At 47.2% G+C, this 22,695-nt stretch carries 18 protein-coding genes; 12 read left to right on the forward strand and 6 right to left on the reverse strand.

Annotation, left to right across the window (positions count from 1 at the left end; genetic code table 11):
- The first annotated feature begins 195 nt into the window (after positions 1–195).
- Positions 196–426, forward strand: a complete 231-nt coding sequence (locus J7E85_RS33220; protein WP_215164217.1) for an AbrB/MazE/SpoVT family DNA-binding domain-containing protein — start codon at positions 196–198, stop codon at positions 424–426.
- 248 nt (positions 427–674) lie between these two features.
- On the opposite strand, the gene J7E85_RS33225 is transcribed toward J7E85_RS33220, so the two are convergent.
- From J7E85_RS33225 to J7E85_RS33245, 5 genes are all read right to left on the reverse strand, one after another.
- On the reverse strand, positions 675–2,240 hold the full coding sequence (locus tag J7E85_RS33225; RefSeq protein ID WP_215164218.1) for a helix-turn-helix domain-containing protein: 1,566 nt from the start codon (positions 2,238–2,240) through the stop codon (positions 675–677).
- Complete coding sequence (locus J7E85_RS33230; protein WP_215164219.1) at positions 2,218–3,912, reverse strand: sensor histidine kinase; 1,695 nt, start codon at positions 3,910–3,912, stop codon at positions 2,218–2,220. Before J7E85_RS33230 ends, J7E85_RS33225 begins: the two co-directional genes overlap by 23 nt.
- 173 nt (positions 3,913–4,085) lie before the next feature.
- Positions 4,086–4,973: a carbohydrate ABC transporter permease gene (locus tag J7E85_RS33235; RefSeq protein ID WP_215164220.1), complete on the reverse strand. Its 888-nt coding sequence runs from the start codon at positions 4,971–4,973 to the stop codon at positions 4,086–4,088.
- Positions 4,974–4,991: 18 nt separating this feature from the next.
- On the reverse strand, positions 4,992–5,927 hold the full coding sequence (locus J7E85_RS33240) for an ABC transporter permease (protein WP_127589888.1): 936 nt from the start codon (positions 5,925–5,927) through the stop codon (positions 4,992–4,994).
- 39 nt (positions 5,928–5,966) lie between these two features.
- A complete protein-coding gene (locus tag J7E85_RS33245; protein WP_215164221.1) occupies positions 5,967–7,493 on the reverse strand; it encodes an ABC transporter substrate-binding protein in 1,527 nt (508 codons plus the stop codon).
- A gap of 207 nt (positions 7,494–7,700) precedes the next feature.
- Here J7E85_RS33245 and J7E85_RS33250 point away from each other — a divergent pair, with 207 nt between their 5' ends.
- From J7E85_RS33250 to J7E85_RS33300, 10 genes are all read left to right on the forward strand, one after another.
- Complete coding sequence (locus tag J7E85_RS33250; protein ID WP_215164222.1) at positions 7,701–8,447, forward strand: sugar phosphate isomerase/epimerase family protein; 747 nt, start codon at positions 7,701–7,703, stop codon at positions 8,445–8,447.
- Between the two features lie 109 nt (positions 8,448–8,556).
- Positions 8,557–9,072: a DUF4241 domain-containing protein gene (locus tag J7E85_RS33255; protein WP_215164223.1), complete on the forward strand. Its 516-nt coding sequence runs from the start codon at positions 8,557–8,559 to the stop codon at positions 9,070–9,072.
- A 286-nt stretch (positions 9,073–9,358) separates the two neighbouring features.
- On the forward strand, positions 9,359–10,099 hold the full coding sequence (locus J7E85_RS33260) for a WXG100 family type VII secretion target (protein ID WP_251036233.1): 741 nt from the start codon (positions 9,359–9,361) through the stop codon (positions 10,097–10,099).
- Positions 10,051–10,236: a CdiA C-terminal domain-containing protein gene (locus tag J7E85_RS34455; protein WP_353049612.1), complete on the forward strand. Its 186-nt coding sequence runs from the start codon at positions 10,051–10,053 to the stop codon at positions 10,234–10,236. Before J7E85_RS33260 ends, J7E85_RS34455 begins: the two co-directional genes overlap by 49 nt.
- A 6-nt stretch (positions 10,237–10,242) precedes the next feature.
- Complete coding sequence (locus J7E85_RS33270; protein WP_215164224.1) at positions 10,243–10,716, forward strand: hypothetical protein; 474 nt, start codon at positions 10,243–10,245, stop codon at positions 10,714–10,716.
- 241 nt (positions 10,717–10,957) lie between these two features.
- Positions 10,958–14,305, forward strand: coding sequence for an S-layer homology domain-containing protein (locus J7E85_RS33275; protein ID WP_215164225.1), 3,348 nt, complete (start codon positions 10,958–10,960; stop codon positions 14,303–14,305).
- Positions 14,306–14,479: 174 nt separating this feature from the next.
- Entirely contained in the window at positions 14,480–16,558 is a 2,079-nt protein-coding gene (locus J7E85_RS33280; RefSeq protein ID WP_215164226.1) for an ATP-binding protein, read from the forward strand.
- A gap of 321 nt (positions 16,559–16,879) precedes the next feature.
- Positions 16,880–18,004: a WXG100 family type VII secretion target gene (locus J7E85_RS34460; protein WP_251036234.1), complete on the forward strand. Its 1,125-nt coding sequence runs from the start codon at positions 16,880–16,882 to the stop codon at positions 18,002–18,004.
- A gap of 18 nt (positions 18,005–18,022) precedes the next feature.
- Positions 18,023–18,484, forward strand: coding sequence for a hypothetical protein (locus J7E85_RS33295; RefSeq protein ID WP_215164227.1), 462 nt, complete (start codon positions 18,023–18,025; stop codon positions 18,482–18,484).
- A 727-nt stretch (positions 18,485–19,211) separates the two neighbouring features.
- On the forward strand, positions 19,212–19,556 hold the full coding sequence (locus J7E85_RS33300) for a DUF3221 domain-containing protein (protein WP_215164228.1): 345 nt from the start codon (positions 19,212–19,214) through the stop codon (positions 19,554–19,556).
- Between the two features lie 162 nt (positions 19,557–19,718).
- Here the strand turns inward: J7E85_RS33300 and J7E85_RS33305 are convergent, their stop codons facing one another.
- Entirely contained in the window at positions 19,719–21,413 is a 1,695-nt protein-coding gene (locus tag J7E85_RS33305) for a PucR family transcriptional regulator (RefSeq protein WP_215164229.1), read from the reverse strand.
- A gap of 452 nt (positions 21,414–21,865) precedes the next feature.
- Here J7E85_RS33305 and J7E85_RS33310 point away from each other — a divergent pair, with 452 nt between their 5' ends.
- Positions 21,866–22,693: an oxamate carbamoyltransferase subunit AllH family protein gene (locus J7E85_RS33310; protein ID WP_215164230.1), complete on the forward strand. Its 828-nt coding sequence runs from the start codon at positions 21,866–21,868 to the stop codon at positions 22,691–22,693.
- The last annotated feature ends 2 nt before the right edge of the window (positions 22,694–22,695 follow it).

Consider the following 22,695-nt stretch of genomic DNA (forward strand, 5'->3'; position numbering starts at 1 on the left):
TAAGATTAAGCTTCATGTCGGCCAGTTTATGAAGCGAATCAATAAGCATCCGATGGAAACTATTGATCGCCTATTAATTAGGTTTTAATCTTAATTGCGTTTTATATAGATATAAATTATCGAAAGGTCGATAATTTGTCTTCATTCCAAAAAAAATGTTTATACTTTGTATAAACATTTATGTGAGGTGGTAGCATGTCGCAAGTTCAAAAATGGGGAAACAGTTTAGGCATCCGCATCCCAAAAGAACTGGCTATGGAGGTAGGACTGGAAGAGGGGTCAAAGATTGATCTTGACCTTAAAGATGGTCATCTCGTCATCAAACCACGGACCAAAACATTGGAAGATCTACTTTCGAAAATAACGCCTGATAATATCCATTCCGAGGTTCAAACGGGTGAGTCGCAAGGACGGGAGTCACGGTAAAAGATTTCTGATCGTGGCGACTTGGTATAGATTCAATTTAATCCACGATCCAAGAGCCTTAAGAAGTTGTTAGGAGCATACAGAACAATCGGGCATCGGCAGAGATTTGGAGCTTAATGAATGTTGTGCATTAGTGAGAAGAAAGAAGAAGAGAACAAGCAGAGGGGCCTGAGAATCTTCTAAGATTCTTTGACCCCTCTGCTTTATTTTCAATATTCGCTTAAAACGATCCACCGGAGTACCATCCTTCATCCTTGCTGCTGCCGATATTCGAGCGGGGTGAGGCCGCAGTGTTTTTTAAACACCTGGGAGAAGTAAGAGAAGTTGGAGTAACCTACCTTGGAAGCAATGAGGTGAACCGGAATGTGCGTGCTCATTAACAATGATTTTGAGATTTCCATTTTCCGCGTGATAATAAAGTCATTCAGGGATATGCCCTCCGCTTTCTTGAACAACCGGGATAAGTATTCCGGGTTCAGATAGATGGCTTCCGCTACTTCCGCACGGCTAAAGTTCTTCTCGATGTTCTGATTGATGTAATCAATGGCCCGTTCGATGGGGGATAGGGCATGGTGAGCCTCTCCGGCGTGCTCTTGAACATAATCAAGCGTGAAATGGACCAGGTCTATCATCTTATCCAGTGATGTATAAGCTTCGATATAGTCGGCATAAGGATATTGCTCAAAAAAGATGTCGTTCACTTCCAGTTTCAACTGGTTAACCGCTGTCAAGAATATTTGGATATAGTCCTGATGAAACCTGGCCAGAAATTCAGCAGACATAATCCCCAGCTGCTTTTGCTGAAGGAGGTAGCTATGGATCTGATCCCGCACGGTCTTAATGTTGTTATGGGATATGAGCATGGACCAGTTCTGCATGTTGGGAAAGGAGTAGGAACTATCCTTGATCTTGTTCAGATGCTGCATCGTAAAGACTTTGCTGTATATAGCGACATTTTGCTGCCGCATATGGCAGAGTGCTTTATAGTGCAGTTTAAGCTTTTCCGGTTCCCCGATATCCGAAATATAGCAGGCTGCCGAGCAGCCGAGCTCATTTTGTGCCATGTCGATAAATTGCTTCATCAATTCCGAGATTGGGGCATCGAACAAACCCTCCGTATAAAGAAGTGCCAAATAATTCACCTGATCCAGCTGCACGAACAGCAGGTCGAGGTTATAAGGCTCTATGAGCTCCGATACGATACTTCTCAGCTCATATTTTATGGTCTCTTTGTTCGGATTCGATTTCGTAAGCTGGATCAGAATGGAACCGAATTGGGCGTGAGCAGAGACGGAAATATGGATATTGCTCAAATCTCGCAGCAGCTGCTGCGGATGCATTCGGAAATCCAGCATGAAGCTGCGGACACAGTTCTCGAGCAGAAATTCTTCATTTTGCCGCCAATAGGCACCATACTCATAAACTTGCTGCATGTGGGTATTGGCATGGATCTTATGGATCGCACGCTCAATGGATGCTTGAATATCTTCGTACCTTGCAGGCTGGAGAATATAATCGAAGCAGCCAAGCTGAATGGCTTCCTGCGCATATTCAAATTCGGAATAAGAAGACAGGAAGATACACTCGATGGCTGGAAATTGAGCTTTTACCCATTTGAACAACTCCAGTCCATTCTCCAGCGGCATTTCGATGTCACATAGCATAATATGTACATGATGATGATTTAATAGTGTTCTGACTTCGTCCGGGCCATACGCGGGATACACATGATCGATATGCAGCTCCTGCCAATTGACTCCTGCTATAACTCCTTGCACGACATCATATTGATCATCCACCACTAGAACGTTCATAAGCTTCCTCCTTGTCTTGTATTCTTTCCTTGATCGGGATTATGATTTCGGCAACCGCACCTTTCTCTGTGTTGAAAAAGGCAAGCATAGCCCGCTCCCCGTACAGCATGGACAAGCGATGACGCACATTGCTGATTCCGATATGGATATCCTTATAGAAGCTGCTGTCCCCATGATTCAGCTCCTGCAGAATCGAATCCGTAAAGCCGTCGCCATTATCCTGAATGGTGATATCCGCATAATCTCCATCGTCACTCTCCAGCAGAATCGCTTTAATCTCGACCCGCAGCTGTTCATTCGGCTTCGTTGCATATTTGATGCTGTTCTCCACGAAGGCCTGAATGGATAGAGGCGGTATCGTAAAATCCTTCAAGGCGCTATCGACGCTGTATTCGCACAGCGGCGGAACATGATGAGCAATTTGCTGAATCCGAATATAGTTCAGAACATGATCTACCTCCTGCTGAAGGGAGACGAGCTGCAGATTATCCTTGAAATTGTAGCGCAGGTGGTTGGATATCGCCAGGATCATATGCTGAATGCGCTCGTAGCTTTGCTGCTGGGCCATCCCGTACAGGCTTTTCAAGCAGTTGAGAAAGAAATGGGGGCGAATTTGCAGCTGCAAATGCTGCAGCTCTGCCTTCTGCCGTTCAATCTCATGTTCATAGGCGACAATCTTCAAGTGATTGACCTGGGTTGTCAAATGGTTAAATGCTGCGCCGACCTGTTTAAACTCTTCGATGCGGTATTCTTCTCTTAGCTCCTGCGCTGAGCCTTTGCCAATGCTTGTCATCAGGCGATGCCAAGGAGAGAGGAGCGACCGGTTCAAGAAGAATAAGCTGATGATCACAAGTATAATGGTGAACAAGGACAGCGCGAACAATAGAGCAAGCCCTCCCTTGAATACATCCGGTTTCGGTACAGCAAAGATCAATTGGAGATCCGTGTTGTGAATGGGCTGGCTGATCAGGATAAAGTTGTTGTTATATTCGCTTAATTGGAGCTCGTGGTCTGCGAAGAATGGTTTATTCGTCAGCGGAGCCCCTTGGTTGTTGGCGTAAATAACCTCGGTTCCTTTTTGCACAAGATCCATCGAATGGATCCGATCAAAATCCACCATGACAGCGGCATACGTACCGTTTTTCCCGAGCAGTCTGAACAGATAAGCCTTCCCCTCGATTTCGAAAGCAAGCCAACCAACGTTATAATGGTTCTCGGATCGCTGCGTCAATGTACGCATATGCAGCCGAATGGCTTCCTTCGTTTCATAACTATACCCGTTATCAAAAATATCGCGATAAGTGTCATTGACAGCACTATATATAAAAAAAGCATTAGCCAAGTCATAAGAGTTAAGAGCCGTATTGAATTGCGTCATAATTTCATGGGATGCAACATGAGCCCGAAGCGCATTGACAGGACTGCTCAGCGTTGCATAATTGTAATCGCTTACGGCAACGTTGGATAAAAAATTATCGATTGCATCCAGATCGTTTTGCAAATTTTGAGCATATAATGCGTAGGATTGCTGATTCGATTCGACAAATTTCGCATTAAACGCGTAATAGGAATAGAAGTTGAACGCAAGCAGCATCCCGATTAGCGGGAACGTAATCAGCAATAATGCGCGAAATATATTCATTTTAAATGAAGCGCTGTACCTTCTTTTCATGATGTTGTCACCTAGGATTTAATATGTTTGTATATTATATCACGTAAGACATCCGACTCAGGCTAAACAAGTTATTTCCTTGAACGTCTTGATTTCAAAAAAAGGACAATAGGCCAGCAAGGTGATGAACATTCATGCTGTGCTTCTTGTCCTTTTTTGTGAGAAAGCAAGGTCTAACCTTTAACGGCTCCAACCGTTATCCCTTTTACGAAATACCTTTGGAAGAATGGGTATACAATCATAATCGGTAAAGCCCCGACGACGGCGATCGCCATTTTAATCCCTACGCTAGGCATATTGGATGCAATTTCACTAGCGTTGCCGCCAGCTCCGCCGCTTGCAAGGAATCTAACATCTTGCAGCATCGTATTCAGCATATTTTGTACACTGAACAAGCTATGATCCGTTAAGTAATACAGACCGTTTCTCCAGTCGTTCCAATAGTTGAGCCCAATAAGGAGCGACAGTGTCGCGACCATCGGCAGCGACATGGGGAGAACAATGCGGAAGAGAATGCGAAACTCTCCGGCACCGTCGATTCTTCCGGCTTCAATAACTTCGTCAGGTATGGTAGTCGTAAAGTACGTACGCATCATGATGACATAGAAGGCATTGAGCAGCAGGGCGGGAATGATCAAAGCCCAAATCGTATTATCAATGTTTAAATAGCGGGTCCACATAATATAGGTAGGTACTAACCCGCCGTTGAACAGCATCGTGAAAAAGACGAAGAAAGCGAATTTCCCGCGATGCGGCAAATCTCTTCTCGAGAGAGGGTAAGCCAGCAATACGGTGATCATCAAGCTGGTAACCGTGCCGACAACCGTGACGAAGACGGTGATGCCGTAGGCACGCACAATCGTATCGAGTCTTTCATACATGTACGCATAGCTTTCCAAACTGAACTTCTCGGGAAACAGCGAGTAACCGTTCCGGATGAGTGTGCCCTCATCGGTAAAGGAAGAGACGACTAGCAGTACAAACGGAAACAAGCAGAATATCGTAAATAAGAACATTAGAATATTCGCTATGATCTGAAACGCTCTACTATTATCAACCATGTTCGAAGCTCCTTTGCGTCAGAATAGCGCGTTCTCTTTGCTGAATTTAATAACGAGTCGATTGGCGATGTAGACCAGCGTGAATCCGACCAGCGATTGGTACACACCTGCGGCAGAGGACATGCCAACATCGTTCAATTTGATCAAGCCGCGATAAACATAGGTGTCAATCGTATTGGTAACATCGTACAGCGGACCGGAATCCATCGGTACCTGGTAGAACAGACCGAAGTCGGAATAGAATATCGTTCCGATTGCAAGCAGCACGAGCGTAATCATCGTTGGCTTCAGAGAAGGCAATGTGATATGAACGATCTGCTTCCACCGGTTCGCTCCATCAATTACCGCCGCTTCATAGTAGCCTCGATCAATGCCGACTACGGTCGCGTAGTAGATGATGCAGCTATATCCGACGGTTTTCCATAGATGCACAATCGTCAGGATATAGGGCCAGTATTTCGGCTCCGTGTACCATGAAATGCTCTTCAATCCGAGAGGCTCCAGAATGGAGTGATTGATAAAACCGGATTCGGAGCTAAACAGGGCGAATACAAGATAACTTACGACAACAATGGAAATCAGATAAGGCAGCAGGATAATCGTTTGGTAGCTCTTTTTCCAAAACTTCGAACGAATTTCATTTAAGACTATGGCAATGGCAACGGCTAAAACAGTCCCCAAAATAATAAAAGCAAGGTTGTATCCCAGGGTGTTTCGGGTAATGATCCATGCCTCCTTCGTCTTGAAGAGGTATTCAAAGTTGCTTAAGCCTGCAAACGGGCTATCGATGATGCCTTTATTCCAGTTAATATGTTTAAACGCTATGATGATACCAGCCATTGGTACATAGTTGTTGATCAGCAGGTAAATAAGGCCTGGAATCATCATGATGTACATGGGAATAAAGCGTTTATAACCGGTTTTTCCAGCTCTTTTTACCTTTGGTGCCGCCATGATGGCCATTCTCCTTTCAGCCAATAATCGAAAAAAAGATTATTTATTGTTAGCAGCCCACTTATCAAGCTGGGATTGCTTCTCAGCAATAATGTCGTCAATGCCGGCATCCTTCAGTTCCTTCTGGAAGATCGGCAGCGCCGTCTCAGGGTCAAGAACCCCGCACATCAAGGCCTCGTGGTATTTAGCAACGACATTGGAGGCGGCAGTCATCTGGTTTCGTACACGGCTTGAGTCAAAGGTGAAACCGTATGCTGCAGAGCGGGTGGCCGTGTTGTTAAATTCCTTTTGAACTTCCCAATAATCTGCCGGGTTGCCTTTCCATACATGACCAATGGTTTGATTTGTCCAAATCCAGCCGCTAGTCGGCGGATATCCGCTGTTGCCGCCATTTACGCCTTCAGGGAAGTCGATCATGGATTGTCCATTCGCAGCATCGCCAACGGTTACATAGTGCTTATCCTGAATACCGTAGATCAGCAGGTTCACAATTTCGGGATCAGTGTACATCAAATTCAGCAATTTCATCGCCGCTTCGGCATGCTCGCTTCCGCTGCTGATCGTCCAAGTAGCCATTTGCACGTCAGAGGTTGTTGTATAAGGAGGAATGATTTCGGATACGACGATTTCCGTGTTCCAATTTCTCGTCTCCTGTACGGCAAATCCAGGCTTCAGGTTGGCAAATCCGCCAAATGCGCTGCCTGCTTTCATCAGCGTGCCGGCACTTTCCGTATTGTTAATCGCATCTTTCATGATCAGGCCGGATTGATACCATTTGTGCGTGCGTGTAACAAAATCTTTGTAAAACTCTGTTTCATACAAGTTGACAACCTTCAGTTCCTTGCCAAAATCCATCAGTACGCCAAGGTTGGTCATATCGTCGCCAAGCGTATCCCAGCCCCAGTTACGAACCAGCTCGCCATTCGATGGAACGACAGGGATTACGTTGGGTTCATTCTCGCGGATCGTTGTCAGCGCTTCTTCCAACTGATCGAGTGTTTTGATATTGGCGTAATCGATGTTGTATTTATCCGCCAAGTCTTTTCTCATTTGGAAGCCGTAGGCCTTGGCAAGGTCGCGACCTGTCGTAATACCGTAAATGTCATCGCCTATGCGGCCGCTCTCAACGTACTCAGGCCCGATTTCTTTAACGAGGTCTTGACCATATGTCTCAAGCAAATCGTTAAGCGGGATGATCTGACCGTTGTTGGCAACCGTAGCCAGTGGCGTCATGTAGATCGGAAGCAAGTCCACTCCCTTACCGGAGGCCAGCATCATTGTCGTCTGTTGTACGTAATTCCCGTACGAAATGTACGTGAGGTCCATTTCAACATTCAGCTTTTCTCTTGTGATTTCGTTAACGGCCTCCACGACCTCGGCGGTATCTTTCTTGTTATTGCCCATCATGACAACGTTGAGCTTCACGAGCTCCTTTTCTTTCAAATCTCCTTCAGCGACAGGTCCCGAATCGTTCTTAGCGCCGGATCCGGAATCTTTGCCTCCGCAAGCGGCAAGGATTGAAAGCGCTGTTATAATGACCAGCGCGCATGACAATATTCGTTTCATTTTGACAACACCCTTCTCTAGTAGAATCATGTTTAATATCTTAGCAGACAAGGTGAACGCGTATCTGTAAAAATAATGTCTGAAATGATTGAAAAAATGACTTGTTGTCCGGAAAGCCGCATTTGTTGATTCCCCGTAAATAGGTTTGTGCTAGAATGGTGCAGGATCTAAGCCATAACTTAACATCAGCAATGAGGCGGATTAGGCATGACAAATCTGAAGGTTGCGTTACAGCTGTATACTTTGCGCGATTACGATCAGGAAGATTTCGCTGCGAAGCTTATAAAGGTAAGGGAGGCTGGGTATGATGGCGTTGAATTTGCGGGATTTGCTGATATTCCGGCAGAAGAGATGAAGTCGTTGTTGGAGAAGGCGGGACTGGAAGCCATGGGCAGCCATACGCGGATGGAGGATCTCATGGATCGTCTGGACGAGGTTATCGCTTACAATCAAGTGATCGGCTCTTCGTACATCGTGATTCCGTACTATAAGATTGAATCCATGGAAGACGTACATAGCCTAATCGCGATCGTAAAAGAGATTGGCCCGAAGATCAAGGCAGCCGGTATGGAACTTCTATATCACAACCATTATCATGAGTTCACGAATACATTCGGGGATCAGCCCATACTCGAAATGCTGGGAGAAGCAACAACGGAAGCGGAGCTGGGCTTTGAAATCGACATGTTTTGGACAACCCATGCTGACCGTGAGCCAGTGGAGGTCATGGATCGTTTCGGAACACGCTGCAAGACGGTTCATGTGAAGGACATGGTCAATAAAGAAGACAAAGAGATGACCGAGGTAGGAACGGGCATTCTTGATCTGAAAGGCATTATCGAGAAAGCCAAGTCCTCGGGCTACGATTGGGTCGTTGTTGAGCAGGACCGCATTAAGATAGACGGCTATGAGAGTGTCAAGATTTCGCTTGACCATGTGAAAGCAATGCTGTAGGGACATTTAACGGTGTCTGACCATGGTAGAATGTAACGATACAAGGTCTCGAACGCCATCATACGTGCTAAAATAGAACCATTATACGGAGTTATTGGAGGTATCTTCATTGGTCATTCAACTGGGCGATTTTGAAGTGAATTCCAGACAATTGGTTGTCGCGGATCCTTGTTATGAATTGGATACGAACATTATTATCATGGGTGTGTTGGAAGCCGTATTGAATGGAACGTGGGTAGGGGAAGTGGAGAAGGTGGAGATCCCGGACTGGGGCGAAGCCAACGCCAAGCTAACGGCTTACCATCATTCGGCAGCTGAACAGGGGGCATTCCTGGAGTGGATCAAGTGTCCTTTTGTAGCTGGGGTGGATAGCGGGCAGGCCGGGATTTTTGATATTCAAAAGTACCGGATTCCTGACGCGGATGCGACATCGGACACCTCGGATACGGATACGGAATGGTATTACGCGTGCTGCGACATCACCGAGAGCGGGGAAGAAGCGGGCGTTCTGGATGGAGGCGTTGTATCTCGAACCGGCATGGGCGATGGTGCATACGGCGTTTATAAGGCTGTGAATGAGCAGGATCAGGTGGTTGGCGTGAAGATTGTGTTTATTAAGAGGTAGTTGAGTGTCAAAGAAACAGAATATGAGCACGCGGGAACGGCCATGGAAGGTAATCCTTTTATGGCTGTTTTATTAGAGATACACCATAATGCCAACCGAGGCTGTCACTATACTAGAGACAATAGAGCTTATTCGGGGCTTCTGAACCATATTTTCTTAATATGAAAAGCTCGATTATCCCAGATTACATACTCTCAACGCCTTCGATATGAAGGACTCTGGAACCTTTTCCATATCCTAGAAGATAGGTACAATAAGGTCCAATGAAACGTTGGAGAGGATGCAAATGCCTAGAATACTCGTTCCGCCCGAGGTGCTGATTCGGGTATCGGAGGAAGCTGCCAGGGCAGTGGAAGAACTGGAAACGACCAAGAATCGGCTGGACCAGCAGATTACGTATATGATGTCTTCGTGGGAAGGAACGACCCGTTCGCGGTTTTTCGAAGATTTTCAGCACGCCTACGGCGAAATGAATAAAACGATTGAACATCTGCGGATCATCGGCCAAGAGTTGAAAACCATTGCCTTTCGGTTTATTTCAGCCGATATGCATGAAGATCTCATGCTCGCGGCAGCTGCAGCGAGCGCTGCTAATGAACCCAAAACGTTCTGGGACCATGCGGGGGACTTCTGGCAGGGGCTGCAGACCGGTGCCAAGACCGTGGCCAATTCGGTAAAGGATACGGCGACCTCCTTAGTAGAAGATCCGCTTGACACCGCTAAGGATATGGCCTATAACATGACCATCGGGGCAGTCGAAGAGGTCGTAGATACGGCGGTTTGGGGAGGCAAAATGATCTTTGATGCCGATACCCAGGAGAAATTCGCCGCAGACGTCGAGGCGTCGGGCGGCGCGTCCAATTACATGGGACAGCAGGCTGCCATGATCCTGGCCGGTTTAGCCACACGCCGGATCGTAAAGTATTTGATTGTTATGCACCTACACAAGATACGAATGTTGATAATGTTCTTAGAAACATTAGAACTAAGACTAAAGCACAGGCAGACAGAATTGTTCTTAATTTAGATAACTTTGCCGTAGAAAAAATAAGTGAGATCACTGAGGGAATTCTAAGGAAAGCAAATTCTAACGGAGATTTGAAGAGTTTAAAAGAATTAATTATTGTAAACGACGGAAAAATAACACGTGTATTCGGAGGTTAGAAATGAATGGATTGCGAATTGTTTCTTGAATCAAATTTAAGTTCCAAATCGCTAGCAGAAATCATACAAAAAATAGTAGCTGAATCTGTAAATCAAAACGTATCACTTCACAATAACGAAGAAGAAATAGTGATCAGCACTGAATTTTTTTCGATGGCTCTCGAAATCGATGATATTTCTGATATAGCTTTTGTTAGAAATCATTACAATCTCAATGTTAACCAATGTATTAGAATTCAACTATTTGGTAACACATTTTATCAAGGTTTAGAATATTTGTTTAAAGTTATTGGGAAGATCATGAACAAGATTGATGGTAATCTACTATTTTTGGAGAATGGTTCGGATCAACTACTTAGAAAAGAGAACGGTCAGTTAATTGTCAATAATGATTTAAATCAATACCAGAAGAGATATTTAACCAAAAGCCTGCTTGGTTTACTGGACCATTCTTATATTGAGGACAGATTGCCAAACTAATGATAGTCATTACATGCTAGAACTCATACACTAAAATCAAACCGAGCGAAAACTCAGGGCCCCTCCCTGTATTCGCTCGGTTTTTCCGTTATAACAGGCCTCATTGAACTTGAAACAAAATTGAGACAGTCTTTGTTCTATTGTTGGTTTACACTTAATTGAAGATTTTGAAATTTATCAGATCACGGCGTGTTTCTATGACTCATCGATGATTGTACTGATGCAAAGGAGAAACCTTTTTATGAAAAAAATGTCCATTGTTCTGGCAGTAACGCTCATTTTTTCGATGGTGCTTGCTCCCTTGAGTTCCGCTCAGCCTGTGGTCCGGGTCGGTAACGACTCGGTCCCGTCCGAAGCGGACGGTTGGGTTTGGGTTGGGACCTCAGATGAACTGGCTTATATCAATCGGAATCCATCTTCCTATCTGGATCGGAATATCCGATTAACCGACGATATCAATATGACGGGATACGATTGGGTGCCTATTGCTGATGAAGCAACCGTCTTCAGCGGCATTTTTGACGGCAGGGGACATCGGATCGAGGGCCTCTCCATCGATGGAGGGTCTCTGCAGTATGTCGGCTTCTTCGGCCGCGTATCGGGAACCATCCGTAACCTGGGCATTTCAGTTCAAGTCAACGGCGGAAGTTATGCCGGCGGATTGGTAGGCCATCTACTGGGCGGCAGCATCATCAACTCGCATTCGCAGGGCACTGTTACGAGCGGCAATACCGGTTATGCAGGCTTGAGCACAGCCGGCGGTTTGGCCGGGGCGGCCAATGGCGATTCGACCATTCTTCGCTCATCTTCATCCGCTGCTGTGAAGAGCGGGGATGCCTCCAATCAGTATGCGGGCGGCCTGGTTGGAGCTCAGGGAGCAGGCAGTATCAATGAATCGTATGCCACCGGAAGGATCACGAATACGGCGGGCGATCACTTTTTTTTTGGCGGCGGGTTGGCCGGACAATTGATATACGGAACGATCGCCAATAGCTATTCTTCGACTGCCGTCATGCAGTCCGGAAGCGTCACATATTACACAGTGGGCGGTTTTATCGGAATCTTGACGTATGCCTCCATCAACGCCTCGTATTACGATAACACGGTATCGGTCCAAACCACTGGCGTGGGAGTTGGGGAAAACTTAGGCCCGCCTCAACTCACAGGCCTTACGACCAACGACATGAAGGCAGCCTTCAATTATGGCGGTTGGGATTTCGCGAACACGTGGGCCGTCGATGCTGGCGTCAATGGGGGCTATCCCTATCTACGCCCCGGCATCTTGACAACCGATCTTCAGCGGGCAGTCAAGGACGTTCCTTATTCGATTTCGACTGATGCTTTCGATGGTGCAAGGGGAGGGCTGGCATGGAGTGCTTCCGGACTTCCCGATGGCCTATCGATGACTACCTACGGAACGATTGAAGGCCGTCCTACGCTGAGTGGCGAGTTCCCGGTAACGGTCTCGGCGACAGATGCGGGCCAGAACACCGTTAGTGCTGTGCTGACCCTGTACGTGGATGAATCAGCACCGGGCATCGACGGGTTTGCTATTAGTCCAGGCAGCGCGAATGGCTCGACGAGCGTGACGGCGGTTCCGGGCGACCCGGGACACACGTTTGCTTATCTGCTCGGGTCAGATGCCGGTGTGCGACCCCTAGTGGGTGATGCGCTGCCAGTTGAAGCGACATCGTACTTGCTAGGCACGGACATTATGGAACCGATTCCGGGTCAGTATCTTCAGGTGTTTGAGCTGGATGCACAGCAGCGTATTCAGGCATGGAGCAGCGTACAGGTGGAAGTGGCCCATATTCGAGACCAGGTCCGCGTGACGGGAGTGACGCTGGATCAGACGGAATTGACCCTTACGGCAGAAGGTGCTTCGCAGAAGCTGACGGCCGTCCTTATGCCGGTGAATGCGACGAATCAGATGGTATCCTGGACTTCCAGCGATTCAGCCGTCGCCCAGGTGGATCAGAGCGGCGAGGTGACGCCGATCGCTGAAGGTACGACGGTGATCACGGTGACAACTACCGATGGCGGGTACACGGCTGTCGCCGCTGTGACGGTACAATCGGCTCCAGCGAGCACGGGGACGGTGATCGGTGCAGTCTACGGTGCAGGTAACACACCGCTGGTTGGTGCGGCGGTATCGGTGGGTGAAGTGAAGGATATGACCGACATCGATGGGAGATTCGCCCTGAATAACGTAGTGGCAGGCCGCCATGCACTCACGGTGACAGCAGCGACGTATAACGATTATGCGACAACCGTGAATGTCTTAGCTGGGGAAACGGTCGACGTAGGACGCATCGATCTGAGAGCTGTCTATATCCCTAAACCGGAACCTCCAACCTACAGCTGGGTTCCTCCTGTTCCTGCTCCTATTCCTGCACCGGATCCAAGGATGATCGTAACGATCAATGGTCAACAAGTTCGGGTAACCGCCAAAAAAGAGCAGGAGCATGACGGGCGCACGGTTCTGAGATTGATGCCGGGCTCCGAGCTGGTTCGGTCGTGGTCTGTTGTTGGCGGGGACGATATCATCATCGATATCGACAATGAGGATCCGGTGGTGAAGGTAGACCTTCCGGCTGAAGCGCTGCAAGATCTCCTTGCGGCGAAGCCGAATGCAGTCATTCGGATTGGGGTAAGCAAGGCAAGCTACAGCGTTCCGCTGCAAGTGCTAAGTGACCTCCCGAAGCGAGCGATCGTAACGATCGTCATTGCGAAAATGACGGATTCCGCAAGCCGTCAGTTGGATGAGGTATTGATCCGTCAAGGGTATGAGATGCTGGCGGAACCGACGAGCTTTTACCTATACAGTGACGGCGATGAAAGAATCGAAGCGGAAGGAACGTACATGGAGCGGGCATTCTCGATGAACGCAGCTGCAGAACCTGACCGTTCCACCGTCGTGTGGGTGGATGACGCAGGGAAGCTGCGCTTCGTCCCTTCCGTTTTTGAAGGGGAGACAGCGACTTTTTATGGCCTATATAACGGTGTGTACACCGCGGTTCGATCCAATCGAACCTTCGAGGATATTCAGGGACATTGGGCTCAAAGCGACATCGAGCAGATGGCGAACAAGCTGATCGTGAACGGATCGGCTGACGGCACCCTTGATCCCAACCGCACGGTGACCCGCGCCGAGTTCGTCGCGATGCTCGTACGTGCGCTCGGACTCGCCGAGAAGCCGCAGTCTTCTTCCTATTCGGACGTGTGGCCGAAGGATGTTTGGTACGCCGGTGCGGTAGGTGCCGCATCCGAGGCCGGCTTAATTGATGGCTACGCCGACGGTTCGTTCCGACCGGACGCTTGGGTCACGAGAGAGCAGGTGGCGGTTATGCTGGGCAGAGCCGTCCGATATGCCAGCGAGCTTCCGCCGCAGGACACCTCCGCGTTGGAACGCTTCTCGGACCATGCCCAGGTATCCGAGTGGGCCAAGGGACCGGCTGCCGAGCTGCTGGCCGCGGGCGTGATCGAAGGGGTCGGGAAGGCTGCGTTCGCTCCGCAGGCGTTTGCCACGCGCGCCCAAAGCACCGTTCTCTTATACCGAATGCTGCACTATTTGAATTTCATCAACTAATTGCAGCTGAACAGCTGACGCGTACATTCCAACCGAGAATGTGCGCGTTTTTTGCGGTTATTCCGTTATTGAACCTATTCGTAGACTCGATACATAGTATAGTATAAAAAAATAGTAGGTTTATTAGTGATAAGATTCAACGGGCGAGAAGCGGATGGAGTGAGGATGTAACGGATGGAGAAGATTTCAAGACATCGAATTATCGGTTTGGATCGGGAAATGAAGAGTTTTACGGATTGGCTGACGGATTCCCGTGCACAGACATCCATTTTTTCAATATCAGGGATTGGCGGTATTGGCAAAACAACGCTGCTGCTTCAAATGGCCCGCACGGCAAGGCAGTCCTCGGTGCGTTCCCTTTGGCTGGACGGGCAAGGGGGCTTAACAACGTCGGGCGCTTTTCTGGCGAGTCTGGAGATGAGTCTGGCAACCGAATACGGCAGAACCAGGGATCCGGAATCCGCGCTGCTGCCATACATCGTTAACGAGCTTCAGCTGCAGCGTACCGTGTTGTTCATAGACAATGGTGAGGAGATCGAAAAGCTGGAAGGGTGGCTGTTCTCCAGATTTCTTCCTGAGTTGAAGTCCGCCCGCGTGTTGATCGTATGTGCCTCGCGCAATGGACTGCCGCTCAAGTGGCAGACGAATCCGGAATGGAAATCCCAATTGCATAGGTTCCCTTTGCGGCTGTTTACGCGAGAAGAGGTCTACGATTATTTAGGCGGCAGCGGCTTGGGTGTGGAAATGCAAAGGGTTATTGTCGAGAAGACGGAAGGCCATCCGTTGTCGCTTGCTTTGACCGTGGATCTGCTGCTTTCCGAATCTGCGGAACAGTGGGATGTATGGCGAGAGGTTCCGGCTGTATTGAGCGCCGAATTTTTGCGGGAAGCGGCTTCTCCCGGCGTGTACCGTGCGCTGACGGTTTTGTCGCTTCTGCCTGTAGCCGACGAGAAGCTGCTGAACCGGTTGTTGGACGCACCCTGGGAAGGGGCGGACTATTACAAGTTGAGGGGACTTTCGTTTGTACGGGATACGGTGGATGGAATATCGCTGCACCAGGTCGTCGCTCGAATGTTGCGGGATGATTTCGCGCGCAGAAATCCCGCACAATTCGAAGCGGTTCGCCATCAGGCGTTCGTTCTGCTGGCAGAACGATTCCATTCGGTCGATCAACGGATGCAGACGCGCCTGAGCGCCCACATCTTGGAGCTGTACCGCGAATTTCTGCCCTCGGCCCATGCCTATGCCAATTTCTCGTCAAGCCTGAAACCCGGCGAGCAGAAGCCGTTCGGGCAGGGAGATCTGCCGTATGTGCAGTGCTTTTTAAAGGCGTCAATTCAGGGTTCTGACTGGCAGTCCGAACTGGTTGAACCTGCCGATTGCCCGGTTTTGCTGGAGGAGATTGCAGCTCATTTTCCTGAAGGAATCTTTATCGTGCGGGATGAAAAAGGGATGCCGCTGGCGTTTTGCGCAGGCGTATGGCTGCATGCCTTGAGTTTGCCATTGTTGGAACGATATGCGCCTGGGTGTAGGGGGATGCTGGGAGAAGAGGCTTCTTCGCTGCATCGGCTTCCTCCGGAGGCAGCCGATACGATATTCGTGCTGTTATCCGCGGTAAACTCCGAACAGACTTTGTATCGTCCCGAAGAGTTGGGGGCTTTGCTGATGCAGCAATGGCTGGTTCATATGACTGGCGGCCTGCGGGGGATTTTGGCGGCGGGGGATCCGCAGTTGAATTCTTTATTGTCGATTCTTGGATTCAAAGCATGCGGGAAAGCGACGGGATCTAAGGGCATCGAATTAACGACATGGAAGCTTGATTTTAGGCAAACGACCTTTGATCAGTGGATTCAGCGGATCATCCGGCAAACGGAGACAGCAGCAGGTCAACCGACACATCGACGGAAGGGTGAGTTTCCTCCGGCCATTGATAGAAGCGAAATGAAGCAAATGCTGGAACGGCTATTCGACCCGGACAAGCTGGAGGAACTCCCTGTCGCGCGGCGATTGGATTGGAACGGGATGCAGGTGAGGGACATCATCCAAGGGATTCTGGCCGACGGACGTCCGATGGAACCTTTGACGCTGTTGGAGAAGGAAATTCTAATCGCAAGTTATCTGCGCAAGGACCGGAATAAAGGCCAGCTCGCAGCATCCTTCCATATGAGCAGAGCCACCTTTTACCGCCATACGCGTTTAGCAGAAAAACATCTGGCTTTTGTGCTAAGCGATTTGATGAGGTCAGGGTTCTGAGCACACTAGATAAGATATAGGATCAAATAGCCCGTTTATGCGGGCTCCTGCATAGGATTCCCAGCGGAAAAACGCATCTCTGTAGGAGGTGCGTTTCTTGTGAACTGTTTGATTAGAGATACATCATAATGTCAACCAAGGCTGTCACTATACTAGAGACAATAGAGCATATTGGGGCTTCTGAACCATATTAGAACATGAAAGGCCCCAATCTTCCAGGTTGTAAACCCCAATGCCTTTGATATGAAGGACTCTGGAACCTTTTCCATATCCTAGAAGATAGGTACAATAAGGTCCAATGAAATATTGGAGAGGATGCAAATGCCTAGAATACTCGTTCCGCCCGAGGTATTGATTCGGGTATCGGAGGAAGCTGCCAGGGCAGCGGAAGAGCTGGAAAGGACCAAGAATCGGCTGGACCAGCAGATTACGTATATGATGTCTTCGTGGGAAGGAACGACCCGTTCGCGGTTTTTTGAAGATTTTCAGCACGCCCACGGCGAAATGAATAAAACGATTGAACATCTGCGGATCATCGGCCAGGAGTTGAAAACCATTGCCTTTCGGTTTATTTCAGCCGATATGCATGAAGATATCATGCTCGCGGCAGCTGCAGCGAGCGCTGCTAATGAACCCAAAACGTTCTGGGACCATGCGGGGGACTTCTGGCAGGGGCTGCAGACCGGGGCGAAGTCCGTAGCAAATTCGGTAAAGGATACGGCGACATCCTTGGTAGAAGACCCGCTTGGCACTGCAAAGGATATGGCCTATAATGCAACCATCGGGACGGCGGAAGAGATTATCGACACGGCGGTTTGGGGAGGCAAAATGATCTTTGATGCCGATACCCAGGAGAAATTCGCCGCAGACGTCGAGGCGTCGGGCGGTGCGTTCAATTTTGCCGGACAGCAAGCAGCCATGGCCATCGCTGGCTTGGCCGGACGCCGGTTTGGCGTGAAGACTCACCCACACCTGAAGCATGATTCGGGTGGGGATGGGGGGAAGGTTGAAGTTGGAAAGCCTGTTATAGAGAAAACGAAATGGCTTGAGAGTCTACAAAGCACAGAAAACTTCAAACAAGGGACTAAAGAAAATGGGTTAAACCATATTTTTGATGGTGAAATACTCAAAAATGGGAATGCTAATGGTTTTCATTATGAAGGAATGCCGAATAGTAAGGCGAATATTGTTGGAAATATTGACCCACCCAATGAGTTTGGTGTCTATCAAGCTAATGTAGAAATCAATGGAGTATTAAAGGGTCCTAAATCCACATTTTTTCCAAAGGAATGGACACCTCAAGAGGTGGTAGATGCAGTAAATGAGGCTTTTAATAATAAAGTAAATATAAAAAACAATAAATATATAGGGAAAACAAGCAGTGGTATGGAAATTGAGATTATTTTAAGGAACGATAAGATAATTTCGGCTTTTCCAGTCTATTAAGATGGAGGACATCTGTTTATGATTAAGTATAAGTATAAATTGAGATATATGGACGAATTTAATATCGTTGTAATGGATTTTGATGAAGAAAAATCATTGGAGTTTGCCAATATGATAAGTGATCCTTTAGGATCTGATATACCTTGGAGATTTAAGGATCTAAAAAATGATATTGATAATTATATTGATTTATTGAAGGGGAATATACCTGAATATAGACATGGAGGAAATGCTTCAAGCGTTATATCTTATAGAGAATGGACCATAATTGAGGATCCATTTTACGACGAAGACGAGGATGAGATTGAACCGATCTGTAAATTAGAGACAATTGAATTTGTGAAAATTATATTAGTGTGGGCTTATGAAACTTATAAATATAAAAGCAGAAGGGGAGTTATTGCTCGAGAGGAAGCAGAAATTGCTATGAATGGGATTGAGCAAAAAATGAAAGAAGTTAAGAGTTTAGAAAAATATTGAGTGTCCATAGCATTAATGAACATAAAAATAAAAAGTCAGAAGCCTATTCCTATATAAGTATTAGAAACCTGATAAAGTCACCAAATATGACCATGTTCATTTGTTTGATGAAAGTGGTAACCCAATTGATGTTAATCTGAATGTGGTTGGCAGAAAAAGTCCTGATGCTCATATTCCATATAAAAAATGAGGTGATACAGTGAAAGCAGAAAAAATCCTGAGCGAGATTGAAGCAATGCACTATTGGGATGCTAGAGTATTAAAATTTGATTCGAGTTTTTTTGGACGAATTAACACTTGTTTTTGAGGATACTGAGTTTAACGTCAAATTGTCCTTTACGGGATGTTCTAAATTTTCCTTTCTTACAAGTGTTGATGATAGGACTAAACCATTAAGAGAGTTGACCAGACCACAAATTCCTTATTTTCTACAAGATATCGAAGTTACAGAAGTTCAAAGTGAAGGCCATCAATTGTTGAACTGTAAAATTATAATGCCCCCTCTTACTGCTGAGATAGTCTGTAATTCAATTTCAGTTGAAAAGATATAGGTTCGAGACCTTGAATGGCATATGCCTTTCAAGGTTTTCTTTAATCTGTTCACTGCCGCAAGCGCACTTTACATAAGCATAGAACGAAGGTTTCGTTATGAATATTATTTTTTTAGCCCGTGTTATTGGCATTTTCCTAGAGCCCGTCAACTATCTGAAATTCAGGGAGCAAACCAATGAAGAAAACAAAATGGGTGCTACTAACATGCTGTCTCCTCTTTATATTGGGCGCTTGTAATATTGTCAATTCCGATTACCAACAGATGCAAGGAGTCGTAAAAGAAGTCGATCTCCAAAATAATAGAATACTACTCATAGCTGATTTAACAGAGGGTGATTTAAAGAAAGATACGCAAGAAGTGATTAAATCTGGCGAATATAGGGAAGTCGTATGGGTGAGTAAGATTGATCCCTCAACACTTACAGTTGGTGAAGAAATCATCATTTACTATGAAACTAGGGAAGATTCTTATCCTGGTAAGATAGCAGCTAAAAAGTACGAGAAATTAGAGAGCAAATAACACTACCAACTTTAAGCAGCCAATCATATAACCCTCCCTAACACCTCCGCCAGAGCACAACTAAAGAGAAGCCTTTCCCTCACTATTCCCCCCCAAAAAAAGACGTGACATGGAACTGACCGCTCCTCAGCGATCCTTCCAATCACGCCTTTTTGCCGTAGACTACCCTTTATTCAGCAGCCGATAGAGCGTGAGCGCCAATTGAATCTGGAATAACTCGTCTGCATTTTTCAAATTAGAATTCAACAGCTCTTTGATTTTGTCGATGCGATAGATAAAAGTGTTGCGGTGGATGAACATTGCCTTGGCGGCTTCCGTCACGTTCTGATTGTGCATGAAATAGTATTCCAGCGTAGAGATAAAGCTGGTGTTAAACGTTTGATCATGGTGATGGATGACGCCAAGTGTGTTGTGGAAGAACTCTTCCATCTCGGCAGGCTTGATATTGGAATCGAGAAAATGATAGACGGCATAATCTTCAAAATGGGAGATAATCCGAATGTCTTTGAATCGCTGCATCAATCGCATCGCTTCCTGGGCCTCGAAGAAGCTTCGATGAAGCGAGGAGAACGTCTTATACTGACTCCCAATGCCGATAAGAAACTGTGTTTTTTTCATTTCTCGGGTCAATAGCTCGACCAGCTCATGGGCGAAAGCTTTTGTTTCGTTGACGGTAACCGGCGGTTTATTCTCATTCTTCCCGACTAATATGATGATCTGCTGGCTTCGGTAGTAACACGTAAGCTCCCCGTTGGCTTTACTGGACAAGCCGTGGATCAGGTTGACACACTTCTTCACCATATGCTCCAGCTCGTATTTGCGGTATACGATATCTTTGTAGCTTTCCAGAAGGGTCGGTTCGATATGGACGACCATACAGTAATAGGTATAGTTGATATTCAGCCCATGCAAATCCGACTGCGAATGCAGCGTCTCGGTCGAGGTGATGCTGCCGGACAGCAGGTCGTCAAAGAAATCGTGCCGGATCTTGAGCTTGACTTCCTCGAGCTCTTTCGCCTTCATGCGATCGAGGGCCAGAATGGTAGAGCCGTGCTCTAACGCCAAATTATCGACTTCGGTCAGCTTGCGAACGGTTTGGAAGATGACGATGTATCCGTACACATGGCTGGACACCGAGATCGGCATGATGCGGCATTTGTACGATTGTCCCTTATGATCGTAGTCGCGCTGGATCGATTTCTTGATTTCGCTTACATATGTCGGGATCGCCTCGGTAAACTCGGACGGGAAGATGGGCCTATTCTTCTGGAGCGACATGAACTCATGCAGCGGCGTCTTATTATCCGGATGATCCGTATAGCAGAGCAAATTCCAATCCCGATCAAGAATCAGGATCGGATTATGGACGATGTCGGCTAGCTCCGCCGAAATTTGTTCGATGCCGCCCCCTTCCAGCGGAATTTTGAACAGCGCATTATGCAGATCGAGTGATCTGCGATTCAGCGCGTCATAATCGGCATTGGTCTTCTCATTAATGATCGCGATCACCTTGGACAGCGTGTATTCAAAAGGGAGCTCCAGTAGCGGAAGCCCATACTTGTTTGCCAGATCAATCATGTTTTGCGGAATTCGGTCAAAATAGCGTTTCATTTTGATACACAGTCCCGCGCAATTGTTCGCGGCCAATTCATGAATGACCCGATTCTGCAGCTCCTCGCTATCTTTAAAAATATATCCGGTGGATAAGAGCAGCTCATTCGAAGCCAGCCAATCGAATACATCCGGATTTTCAATAATATTCACAATGGATATTTGGTGATCAATTCCTGCCGCACCTGCAACGAGTTTAATGCCTTCGATCGCTTTGATCTGAAGGATGTCCCTGATGGTTAGCATTCTTAACACACACCTTTGTTTTTGTTCTTCATTGTGCAATGTGCACAGCGAATACGGCATGTTTTTAGTTTCGCTGTACAATGACCGGAGCGAAGCCCTGGATTACAATAAGGGTGTCAGGAGCGGTTCGCAACTTCAACTGTGATATAATTCACAAAATATCCTTTTGGTTATGGAAGGTCATTCACCTGTTCTACGTTCGACGTTTATATACCGGCTGAATTTGAATTTAGTATAGCATCTAAGGTCATTTATCCACAACTAAGGCATGGCCGATCCAAGGTGAATGAAGCCTTCAAAGGGATAACCTGACAAAAGACAGCATTTGTCCATTTGTAAGCTAAGGAGGCGATATAACGGGAAGCTGCGGGAAGAAAACCAGTACAGAAGCCGTTTGTGTTGTAAGCGCCGCCATCTCTTGCGATGCGGGGTTCCTTCAACAAATAAGAAGCTTGAAATTCCATGGGACGGTACACAGCATCTTTGATCGAACGGTGAACCTGAAGTGTCCGAACGGTGAATTATATACGATTGCCACTGACAACGTGGACAACGCTCCGAATACGCTGGTCACGGACATCGACAGCTTTTCCAAACAGGGGCTGACGATTGGAGATCAGGTCTATGCGGAGGGAGATCGGTTATACGTAGGGAAGAATCAAGCCGTTATGCTTCAGCAAGTCCATGTATGGCGGAGTAAGATCCCATCCTATCCGGAAGACGAAGAAATTTTAAGAAGCCATGTAGCTGCAGCGCAGTTATGGATTGAAGCTCACGGCAAGGCCGGCGGGATGAAGCGATCGGCAGAGACCGTAAATCCTTTTGATCGGGAAATGGAGAGATTACTGAGGGAGCGCTCCGCGAGACTTCTTGAAGCACTATCCAAAGGCGAAGTCAACCTGGCATCTCATTATGCAATTCAACTAATAGGCTTGGGTCCGGGTCTGACTCCGTCGGGCGACGATTTCTTGGTCGGATTGTTTGCCGTTATGAATCTAACGAATGGTCCGCTGTTCAAGATCCGCCATGTGTGCGAGCAAGTTGTGGCAGCATCGGCTGATAGGAGCAATCCGATTAGTTATATGGCTTTAAAGAAAGCCGCAAGCGGCCAGGTAAGGGAATCCATTGGAGAGTTCATGCACCATATGATCCATGGCAGTAAGACTGAAGTTATATCTAGCTTATCCAGGGTACTCGATATCGGTTCTACATCAGGAACGGATATCGCGCTCGGTCTGGTGAATGGCTTGAAGCTTAGCATAGAAAGAAATGGGAGGTAAAG

The organism is Paenibacillus sp. ISL-20 (genome assembly GCF_018613005.1).
GTDB lineage: Bacteria > Bacillota > Bacilli > Paenibacillales > Paenibacillaceae > Paenibacillus_AQ.